The organism is Streptomyces sp. NPDC044002, assembly GCF_056434525.1.
On record NZ_JBWKEZ010000012.1, the window covers coordinates 146,870 to 156,712 of the forward strand.

Annotated in this window: 9 protein-coding genes; 6 read left to right on the top strand and 3 right to left on the bottom strand. The window is 69.8% G+C overall.

What is annotated here, in order from left to right; genetic code table 11:
- The first annotated feature begins 100 nt into the window (after nucleotides 1-100).
- The 6 genes from AC07A6_RS12405 to AC07A6_RS12430 all read left to right on the top strand — a co-directional run bounded on the left by AC07A6_RS12405 (nucleotide 101) and on the right by AC07A6_RS12430 (nucleotide 6,138).
- Nucleotides 101-1,360 carry a ParA family protein gene (locus AC07A6_RS12405; RefSeq protein ID WP_125815133.1) on the top strand — a complete coding sequence of 420 codons (1,260 nt, stop codon included), beginning with the start codon at nucleotides 101-103 and terminating at the stop codon, nucleotides 1,358-1,360.
- Nucleotides 1,357-2,280 carry a ParB/RepB/Spo0J family partition protein gene (locus AC07A6_RS12410; RefSeq protein ID WP_362465292.1) on the top strand — a complete coding sequence of 308 codons (924 nt, stop codon included), beginning with the start codon at nucleotides 1,357-1,359 and terminating at the stop codon, nucleotides 2,278-2,280. Before AC07A6_RS12405 ends, AC07A6_RS12410 begins: the two co-directional genes overlap by 4 nt.
- Before the next feature lie 115 nt (nucleotides 2,281-2,395).
- Complete coding sequence (gene tap / locus AC07A6_RS12415) at nucleotides 2,396-4,564, top strand: telomere-associated protein Tap (protein WP_478777057.1); 2,169 nt, start codon at nucleotides 2,396-2,398, stop codon at nucleotides 4,562-4,564.
- Between the two features lie 3 nt (nucleotides 4,565-4,567).
- Nucleotides 4,568-5,122, top strand: a complete 555-nt coding sequence (tpg, locus tag AC07A6_RS12420; RefSeq protein ID WP_362465286.1) for a telomere-protecting terminal protein Tpg — start codon at nucleotides 4,568-4,570, stop codon at nucleotides 5,120-5,122.
- 78 nt (nucleotides 5,123-5,200) lie between these two features.
- The gene (locus AC07A6_RS12425; protein WP_362465283.1) at nucleotides 5,201-5,704 is read left to right on the top strand and encodes a MarR family winged helix-turn-helix transcriptional regulator; all 504 of its coding nucleotides are present in this window, start codon (nucleotides 5,201-5,203) and stop codon (nucleotides 5,702-5,704) included.
- Nucleotides 5,701-6,138, top strand: coding sequence for a MarR family transcriptional regulator (locus AC07A6_RS12430; protein ID WP_386275195.1), 438 nt, complete (start codon nucleotides 5,701-5,703; stop codon nucleotides 6,136-6,138). Before AC07A6_RS12425 ends, AC07A6_RS12430 begins: the two co-directional genes overlap by 4 nt.
- 132 nt (nucleotides 6,139-6,270) lie before the next feature.
- Here AC07A6_RS12430 and AC07A6_RS12435 read toward each other — a convergent pair whose 3' ends face one another.
- From AC07A6_RS12435 to AC07A6_RS12445, 3 genes are all read right to left on the bottom strand, one after another.
- Nucleotides 6,271-6,744 carry a helix-turn-helix domain-containing protein gene (locus tag AC07A6_RS12435; RefSeq protein ID WP_125605596.1) on the bottom strand — a complete coding sequence of 158 codons (474 nt, stop codon included), beginning with the start codon at nucleotides 6,742-6,744 and terminating at the stop codon, nucleotides 6,271-6,273.
- A complete protein-coding gene (locus tag AC07A6_RS12440; protein ID WP_260614478.1) occupies nucleotides 6,741-7,457 on the bottom strand; it encodes a hypothetical protein in 717 nt (238 codons plus the stop codon). Before AC07A6_RS12440 ends, AC07A6_RS12435 begins: the two co-directional genes overlap by 4 nt.
- Nucleotides 7,458-8,322: 865 nt before the next feature.
- Nucleotides 8,323-9,015, bottom strand: coding sequence for a class I SAM-dependent methyltransferase (locus tag AC07A6_RS12445; protein WP_478777058.1), 693 nt, complete (start codon nucleotides 9,013-9,015; stop codon nucleotides 8,323-8,325).
- Nucleotides 9,016-9,843 lie beyond the last annotated feature (828 nt).

The window sequence follows — 9,843 nt, forward strand, 5'->3', positions numbered from 1 at the left end:
GCCGCCCTGCCGCGTTCCCGGGCACCCCGACACCTATTTCGTTAGCAAAACCCAAGCGTGGCGCCCACACGCACCCAAGAACGTTAGTAAAGTCCCTCTCATGACTTCGCCCTCGTCCCAGAACGACCGAGAGAAGGTCGTCTCCAAGCTCCCCCCGTGGCTCCGCCAGGAGTTGAAGATCCGCACCGCCCAACTGCGGGTCGACATCCAGGACGCCGTCCACCAGGGCATCGCACACTGGAGCGCCCTCGCATCCGCCCCCTCCCCCGTCGACACCTCCGGCGCCGAGTCGTTCTCCACCTGGCTGCCCGCCGGCCAGTGGGAGTCCTTCCGCACCGACTCCAAGGACCGCGGCGTCTCCCTCATCCAGGGGCTCGCCCAGGCGGTGCACCTCTGGCTGGAGCTGAACCCGGCCCCCACGGTGAAGCGGCCGTCCGTCGTCCGCCGCATCGTCGTGTGCAACCAGAAGGGCGGAGTCGGCAAGACGGCCATCACCGCCGGCACCGCCGAGGCCCTCGCCGAAGACCCGGCCAGCCTCCACCCGGTCCGCGTCGCCCGCCAACTGGCCCGCCGCACCACCCCCGAGGAAGCGGACGCCGGACACCCGGCTGCCTCCGCCCTCGACCTCGAAGACCTCCCGGGCCTCGGCATGCGCGTCCTGCTCGTCGACTTCGACCCGCAGGGCCACCTCACCAAGCAGCTCGGCCAGCAGCCCCTCCCCATCGGCGGCGACAGCCTCACCTGCCACATGGCCGGCGAGGCCAAGGGCCCCCTCCAGGACCTCATCGCCCCCATCGAGCACGACCGGTTCGGTGACCGCCTCCACCTCCTGCCTGCCTGCACGGACGCCTTCCTCCTCGACGTCCGCCTCTCCACCGTCCGCGCCCGCGAGGCCGCCCTCGAACGCGCCCTCGCCCCCGTCGAGTCCGACTACGACGTCATCCTCATCGACTGCCCGCCCAGCCTCGGCCTGAGCATGGACGCGGCGATCTACTACGGCCGCCGCCGCGACACCGAACAGCCGGGCGCCTCCGGCGCGCTGATCGTCGTCCAGGCGGAGGACTCCTCGGCGGACGCCTACGACCTCCTCACCTCCCAGATCAACGACCTGCGGGACGACCTCAGCCTCGACATCGACTACCTCGGCCTCGTCGTGAACCTCTACGACGGCCGCCGCGGCTACATCGCGACCTCCTCCCTCCAGGCCTGGATGGACATAAAGGATCCCCGGGTCGTGGCGATCGTCCCCGACCTCAAGGAACAGCGCGAGTCCGTCCGCCTCAAGCAGCCCCTCTTCGTCTACGCCCCCAACGGCGACCAGGCAGTCGCCCTGCGCGCCCTCGCCCGGGAGATCTCATGAGCAGCAAGGCAGACAAGCTCGGCGTCTCGGCTTCCTTCGCACGGGCCCAGCCCGTCGGCGTCAGCTCCCGCCGCGCCGCCATCGCCGAGGCCACGGGCGCCCCCACCTCCGGCGTCGTCCCGCCCTCCGAGGTTCCCATCGAGGCCCTCGCCCACAACCCGTTCAACCTCCGCGAGGACCTCACCGACCTCGACGAGCTGGCCCAGTCCCTGACCGTACGCGGCCAGCTCCAGCCCCTCGCGGTCGCGACCCGGCTGGCCTTCATGGAGGCCCACCCGGGCCAGACCGATGGCCTGGGCCGCGCCCCGTACGTGGTCATCGACGGCAACCGACGCCTCGCCGCCGCCCAGCTGGCCGGGCTCAAGACGATGCACATCCACGTCAACGACGCCCTGTCCGCCTCGGCCGCCGACATCCTCGAATCGGCGCTCATCGCCAACGTCCACCGGGTCGACGTGGCCCCCATGGACCAGGCCCGCGCCCTTCAGGAACTGGTCGACGTCCACGGCTCCCAGGCCCAGGTCGCCAAGCGGATCGGCAAGACGCCGGCCTGGGTCTCGCAGCGCCTGACCCTCCTCAACCTGACGCCCGACCTCCAGGAGAAGGTGGAGACGGGCGAGCTGAAGGTCGAGCCGGCCCGCCGCATCGGCCGCCTCCCCCAGGAGGAACAGACGGCCGCCGCCGCCGAGACCATTAACGCCGTTAACCCCCCGCGCCAGCGCACCCGCCCGACGCCCCCGACCGTTAACGGCGTTAACGCCGTTAACGCCCCGAAGCCCGCCCCCGCTGCCCCCACCGCCGCCACCCCCCGCATCACGATCTCCACGAACTCCCCGGAGACCATCGCGGACGCCCTCACCGCCCACCTCACCCCGGACGACCTGAAAGCCGTCACGGAACTCCTCATGCAGCGCATCTGAGCTGCCGCACCCACGCCGGGGGCGCTGACGGCGTTAACGCCGTTAACGCCCCCACGTGCGTTTCATGTGCGTTCAAGCGTGCGATTCACATATGGTGCTCCTGGAGGTAGTACCGATGAGCGAGACGAACGAACAGACCACCCTCTTCGCAGCGGTCGACGCCCTGCTCGAAGAAGCGGCAGCCCAGGACGGGCTCCCCCACCCCGACGAGCGCAAGCGCCTGCGCGAGGCCGCCGGCCTGAGCCAGGACCAGATCGCCAAGGCCCTCTCCGTCCGCCGCGAGACCGTCACCTCCTGGGAAACCGGCCGCACCGCCCCCCGCCCCCCCAAGCGCGCCGCGTACGCCCGCCTCCTCGAAGGCCTCGCCGCCCTCCACCCGGCCCCCGCCGCCGGCATTAACGCCGTTAACACCGAACCCCCCACCGCACCTGCCGCGGCCCCGACCGTTAACGCCGTTAACGCGGAACCGGCCCCCGCACCCACCCCGGCACCCGCACCCACCCCGGCACCCACACCCTCCCCCACCGTTAACGCCGTTAACGCCGTACCCGCCCAACCCCCCACCACCCCCCGCCGCCCGCCCCGACGCCCCACCCCCGCTCCCGCCCCCCTGGAAGGCCACGGCCCCCTCGCCGTCCTCGACGGCACCGGCCAGGCCCACGCCGCCGGCGGCCTCCTCCTCCCCCACCCGACCTCCGACCTCCCCGCCCTCGTCGCCTGGGCCCTCGGCCCCGACGCCGACCTCCGCGCCCCCCGCCTCCACCACAACGGCCGTGACGGCGACCCCCTCCTCGTCCTCACCGCCCCCGCCGCCGAGCAGTTCGGCCTCCCCCTCGCCCTCGAAGACCGCCGCGCCCTGCGCCTCCCGGACAACCACCCCGTCATCAAGCAGCTCACCAAGGCCAAGTGGCAGCTCACCCGCCGCGGCTTCGGCCCCTGGCCCCGCATCTACCGCCCGGCCTCCCCCACCACCGGCCGCCAGTGCGTCCAGCTCGCCGTCCTCCCCTGGGGCGCCCTCGACCCCCGCGCCTGGGGCGAGGACACCGCGGACCTCCCCGCCCCCGAGCTCGCCGAGCTGCTCACCACCTACGCCGCCCGCGTCCTCACCCCGCGCGGCTCCACCGCCGTCACCGGCCTGGAGCTCATGACGGCCCTGCGCCCGCCGACCCGCGCCGCCCGCAACCCCCAGACCGGCACCTGGGAGTCCGCCCCCGTCCCCGGCTCCCTCACCCGCCCCGTCGACCCGGCCCCGCCGGAGGCCCCCGACGAGCACCCGGTCGTCGCCGCCCTCTACCCCCGCGCCCACCAGCGGACCCCGGACGAGGTCCTCGACGAGGAGGCGTACGACTGGATCCGCGACCCGGAGCTCCTCACCGACGCCGAGTGCGCCCGCACCCACGCCGTCGGCATCGACGTGAACATGGCCTTCGCCGCGGCCGCGAACCGCCTCACCGTCGGCATCGGCCCCGCTGTGCACACGACGGCCCCCCGCTTCGACCCCAAGCTCCCCGGCTGCTGGCTCGCCGACCTCTCCTCCCTCACCCTCGACCCCCGCCTCCCGAGCCCCTTCACCCCCCACGGCAAGCCCCCCACCGGCCCCGCCTGGTACGCGACCCCGACCCTCGCCTACGCCCAGGAGCTCGGCCACGAGGTCCGCCCCGCCGAGGCCTGGACCCGCCCGGACAACGGCCCCTACCTCGACGCCTGGTACACCCGTCTCCGCGACGCCTACATGGCGACCATGGCCGACCTCGGCGTCAGCCCGTCCCTCACCGAGTCCGAGTTCCTCACGGCCATGACGACCTACAAGGAGAACGCCCCCCACACCTCGACGGCGGTCCTCTCCGCCATCAAGTCGACGGTCAAGGGCGGCATCGGCAAGCTCCGCGAGCGCCCCCAGGGTGCCGCCTACCGCCCCGGCGAAGCCTGGCCCGCCCTGGAACGCCCCACCTGGCGCCCCGACATCCGCGCCGCCGTGATCTCCACGGCCCGCGTCAACATGCACCGCAAGATGCGCAAGCTCGCCACCGAGGCCGGCCTGCACCCGATCGCGGTGCTCTCCGACTGCGCGGTCTACCTCTCCGACGGCCCCGGCCCGCTGGACTTCCTCCCCCACACCCCCGAGGGCAAGCCCCTCCCGGGCGGCTTCCGCCTCGGCGTCAGCCCCGGCATGGTCAAGCACGAGGGCACCCAGCCCCTGCTCTGGGCCGTGCAGCTCCTCGACCAACACCTCAACCCGGCCCGCCACATCAAGGGCCACGACGCGGCAGCAGACGGCGAGTAACCGATGTCCGACATCTCAGACGGCCTCACCAAGGCCGACGAACTCCACTTCACCCGCCCCATCCCGAAGTCCGCGGGCGCCCAGATGCGCTTCCTCCTGAAGCAGCTCAAGACCACGAAGGCCGTGGCGGCCACCCTGGGCATCTCCCAGCGCACGGTCGAGCGCTACGTGAAGAACGAGATCAAGCAGCCCAAGCCGGCCCTCGCCGCCCGCCTGGAAGCCGAAGTACGCCGCCGCTGGCAGCCCCTGGTCCGCAAGCGCGCCCGCGAACAGGCCGCCCGCACCACCGGACTCGTCATCGAGACCCGCGCCCGCTTCGGCTTCACTGCCGCCCCCGGCACCACCGACGACGGCCGCATGCGCCGCATCACCCAGCACCTCCCCCCGGAGTACGCACAGCGCCTCTTCGCGGCCCAGGAGACCGGAGCCACCGAAGCCCAGCTCCGCCACATCACGGCCGAGGCCCTCCAGGAGATCTACTTCAAGGACAACGGCGCCCGCGCGACGTCCCTCCTCGTCGAGTTCACGGACATCGACTACGTCGACTTCGCCTTCTGACGAGAACCGCCCCCTCCCCCCACCCCTCACCACCCCACATACTAGCCATGTACATAATAGCCATGTACGGTATTCCCCATGAGCACAGCACCCGAGAACGCCACGGCCGGCTTCCTGGTCTGGCGCCTGTCGATGAAGTGGCGGGTGGCCGTCGACCGGGCGGTCGCACCGCTGGGCATGACGCACGCGCAGTACTCCCTGATGGCCTCGCTGTACGGCATGTCCCGCTCCGGAACACGCCCCAACCAGCGCCAGCTCGCCGACCACACCGGCCTCGAACCGCTCTACGTCTCCAAGCTCGCCCGAGCCCTGGAGACCTCCGGCCTGATCGCCCGCACCCGGGACCCCGACGACCCGCGCGCCATCCAGCTGTCGCTCACCGAGCAGGGCCACGACGTCACGAAGCACGCCGTCAAGGCGGTCCAGGGCCTCCTGGACCAACTCCTCGAACCACTCGGCGGCCAGGACAGCCCCCGCACGTCCCGGTTCACCCGCGAACTGGTCACCCTGCTCGACGCACCCCTCGACCCAGCACCTCTTGACCGGACGACCGAGAACGAGAACGAGAAGGAGCAGTCATGACCACCACCGCCCCCACCCTCAACTCCCGCGTCATAGCCCTCGCCCACCACGCCGCCCGCGCCCTCGCCGAAGGCGTCCTGGACCGCCACGGCATCACGTTCCACCAGAGCGTCACGCTCCGGGCCGTCACCGTCGCGGGCGGCTCCGTTCCGCGCGGCGAACTGGTCGCCGAGATCCAGAACTCCCTCAAGACCACCGAGACGCTCGTCCAGGCCGTCATCGAGGAACTGCTCACCGCAGGGCTCCTGGCCCGGGAGGACTCCCTCCTGCGCCTCACCGGCACCGGCCGCGACCTGTACGAGACCACCGCCGCCGCGACGGCCGAGGTCTCCGCCCGCCTGTACGCCGGGATCGCCGCCGAGGACCTGGCGGTGGCCGGCCGCGTACTGACCCTGATCACGGACCGCGCCAACACCGAACTGGGCACCGACTGAGCCCCACCCACCCAAAGCCACAGGAGCCCGCCCAGGCCCCTGAAACCCTTTGAGGGCCCCGGGATACCCCGGGGCCCTCAAAGGCTCTTGAAACACCCTCAGAAGCCCTCTACGGGCCCCTTCTCAAGCATGTCACCCAACAGCGTGCAGCGTCCTCCGCCGCTTCGACTCCGCGGCCTTCTTCGCGGCGGCCTGAGCCGCACGCTTCTTCCGCTGCTCCGCCAACTGGTCCTGGTACTCCGCCACCGCCTGGTGGTAGCTGGCCACGTACCCGCGCGCGTCCAGCCGCTCGTCGGCGGCCATGTCGTTCACCGCCGCGACGGCGTCCTCGAACGAGTTGTAGCCGGCCAGCATCGGATTGATCTGGTAGACCCCGTTCCTGACCTTCCGCACGAGCTTGGCCAGCTCCAGGCTGCGCAGGGCGGCATTGACGCTCGGCCTGCTCAGCTCCAGCAGCCCCCCGATGGTGGCCTGGTCGATGAGGATCCGCCCGCCGGGCTCACTCAGCGAACGCAGCTTCAGCAGCACACGGTACGCGGCAGGCGGAAGGTCCAGGTCGGAGAGAAGCCCATCGGCGTTGACCGCAGCGAATCGCAAGGTGCTCACTGAGCTGTCCCTTCTTCCTTGCGCTGCGCCCGGCTGAGCCGGCGCGCAGCGCGCTCTTTGGACCGTTCGGCCCGCAGTTCCTCGATTGCCTGCCGCATGTGGTCCAGCGACGGGAACCGCACCAGGTCCGGCAGGCTCGTGTCGCTGCGAATCTGCGAGATGGTGCTGTGCTGCTCCACCTTCACGAACTCACCCGCCGTCTCCGTCCCCGGGATGAACTCGGCCACCCGGTAACTGTAGGGCGGGTTGAACTGGTACACACCCCGCCGCACCTTGAAGACGATCCCATGAGACATGACGGTGTGCAGCGCCTCCGAGGTCTTTGTCCGACTGACGTCGAGGATCGTAGCCATCTCCTCCTGCGTAAGTGGAATCCGCCCTCCCGCCCGCTGGCACGCGATCAGCAGCAGGATGAGCCTCAAGGGCAAGGCTTCCCTGAAGTACTGGGCAATCACCAGGAAGAACTCGAGGCTGTCCATCGAGAACGCATTTGGCTGACTCTGCGTCCCGTAGAACTCCAGCGGCTTGCGCTCACCGTCCAGCGTGAGCTTCCGGCTGGGGTACCGCTTCGCCAGGCTGTCCAGATCCTTGACCGGAGCCAGAGGCTGACTCCACGCCGAGATCGCGTCATCAACGGGGAGATCAGGACGCGGCGCGCGCGACGGACTCGGCCGGCGGCGCTGTGCTTCTGATGACACGAGGATGCTCTCCACTTCGTTGATCTGGAGAGAGAGTATGTCAACAAGGGTGACACTAATGTCACGCTCGTTGACGTTCGGCGTGTCTTGTGTCCCCCCAGGAGGGACACATCTCGGCCAAGGCCCCTCTCCGGCCCCTCTCGGACCCCCACACCCAACGCCTCCCCGCCCTCGCGCAGTTCGGCGACACATCTCCGCAGGAACGTCAGTATCCCCGACGTTTTGGCCCAAAAAGCGTCAGTCTCGCTGACGTTTTGCAGGAGTTCTGTCCCCCTACCAGCGACACATCCCCCGAGTTATGTCCCTTCTGAGGGGACATAACTTTCCCCGCGCACCCCCTCTGACCTGCGGCAACGCATATCCGTACCCTCTATAGGCCGTCCCCTGCCGCGCTGCGCGCACTCAACGCCGTCTCCAACCCGTGCGCAGACACAACTTCCTGACGCTGCGGCACCTCGGCCACAGAACCGACGGCCTCCGGACACGGTGTCCATAACCACGCAGAATCTGACTGATTCCTATCTCTATCCCGACATCACTTTGAATCAGCACCCCATCGACCCATTAACGGCGTTAACACCGACCTCAGGTTCGACCACCCCTCCAGCGGTCCAGGGGTGCTCCTCCGTCGGCATTGGTCAGGAAGGAGCGTTCTGAGCGACAGCAACCCTTCACACTCTGTCCACATCAGCAACCCATCGAACAGGCGGAACGAACATGAACAGGAGGCCTGAGTCCGTGGCTAGGGGTACTTGAGTGGGAGTGTGGGGGAGCCCAAGGCAATGGTCAGCTCTTGGGCAACTGGCATTGGGCACCTGGCCGTCACCGTGGGGCGGGAATATTCACGAGATGCGACAGCACCCCACTCTAGGAATCGGGTTTACTCCGGCACGGTCTGGGTGATGCGCCACAGCCTTCGCGGCAGGCCGCCCTCTTCGAAGGGGTGGACCTCCTCAAGGCGCCAGCCCTCTGCCAGGGCGTCGACCAGGTCGCGGGGGAAGAAGTGGACAGCGAAACCTCCGTGCTCCCAGATGTCATCCCCGTGGTTGGTACCGGCTCGGTAGTGCGCGTCTCCGGTGTGGCGGACGGTGTAGACGAAAACGCCACCCGGCCGGAGCACACGGCGGACTTCCGCGACCAGGGTGTGGATCTCTTTGGTGGACAGCGCCATGCACAGCAGCATGTGCGCGAACACCGCGTCCACCGAGGCGTCGGCAAGGGGAAGCGGCTCGCGTGCATCGTGGACGACCGTGGTGACCTGCTCGGCCACCTGTTGCACGGCACTGGCCGCGCGCAGCTGCTCCAGCCCCACCGGGCTGAAGTCTGTGGCCAGCACGGACAATCCCTCGCGGGCAAAGTACAGGGCATCGCGCCCATGGCCGGCGCCCAGCTCCAGCACCTCGCGCGCACCCGCGGCCCGGAACACCAGAACTGCGTGCACAGCTGGCGCAGACGGCTCCTCGCCATACATCCAGGGATGCTCTCCGTAGGTCTGCTGCCAGTGCGCACGCTGCACCTCTGCCAGATCCTCCTGCCCGCTCTCCGACACGCTGACGCCCTTCTCTCCACTCACCAGGTACGGGGCCAGCCTAGAAGCCTCCGAGCAGTCCTCGCGGGGCGCCCAGAATCGGGTGCTGTCCGTTCTCATGAACATCGAGCACAGTTCAGAAGAGGTGACTCCCGAAGTGCTGAACAAACGCCGTCGTAACTCGCGAATAAAGCGACTCCGCTGCATTGTCCGGAGCGCAGCGGAGCACCCTGCTTTAGCGGAGCGGGGGGATTTTCGTTTTGTTGTCCGTAGCGGAGCGGAGGGCAACCGGCTGAGCATTGGGCACGGGCCCGCGGAACGGGTCGGCACTGAGCTGGGCTGGTTCAGCAGAGCTAGCGAGCTTCGAGCCGAGTGGGTCTGGCTGGAGGACAGTGGAAGGCCCTGGTCTTTGGTTGGGGCTGGTTTTTGGTTGGGGCTGGCTGCAGAGCGGCCTGCCTCGGAGCGGAGCTAGCTCATTGGCGAGCGGAGCTCGCCCGCTCCGAGCGGAGCGAGGATGCCCGCAGCGGAGCGGAGGGCTCTCGCCGAAGGCGGGCTTTGGGCGGCGGAGCCGCCCTCCGCCGAGCGGAGCGAGGCGGTTCACGAGCGGAGCGAGTTCCTCTGGCCAGCGGAGCTGGCCCTCTGCGAGTGGAGCGAGCCTTCTGCCAGCAGAGCGAGCAGGCCCGGAGCGGAGCGGAGGGCCCCGGCCGAAGGCCGGCTCTGGGCGGCAGAGCCGCCCGCCGCCGAGCGCAGCGAGGCGGTTCACGAGCGGAGCGAGTTCCCTGGCGAGCGGAGCTCGCCCCCTGCGAGCGCAGCGAGCAAACCCGGAGCGGAGCGGAGGGCCCCCGGCCGAAGGCCGGCTCTGGGCTGCGAAGC

Coding starts and splice junctions, on each gene's coding strand:
- AC07A6_RS12405 (WP_125815133.1), top strand. CDS start 101: ATGACTTCGCCCTCGTCCCAGAACGACCGAGAGAAGGTCGTCTCCAAG.
- AC07A6_RS12410 (WP_362465292.1), top strand. CDS start 1,357: ATGAGCAGCAAGGCAGACAAGCTCGGCGTCTCGGCTTCCTTCGCACGG.
- tap (WP_478777057.1), top strand. CDS start 2,396: ATGAGCGAGACGAACGAACAGACCACCCTCTTCGCAGCGGTCGACGCC.
- tpg (WP_362465286.1), top strand. CDS start 4,568: ATGTCCGACATCTCAGACGGCCTCACCAAGGCCGACGAACTCCACTTC.
- AC07A6_RS12425 (WP_362465283.1), top strand. CDS start 5,201: ATGAGCACAGCACCCGAGAACGCCACGGCCGGCTTCCTGGTCTGGCGC.
- AC07A6_RS12430 (WP_386275195.1), top strand. CDS start 5,701: ATGACCACCACCGCCCCCACCCTCAACTCCCGCGTCATAGCCCTCGCC.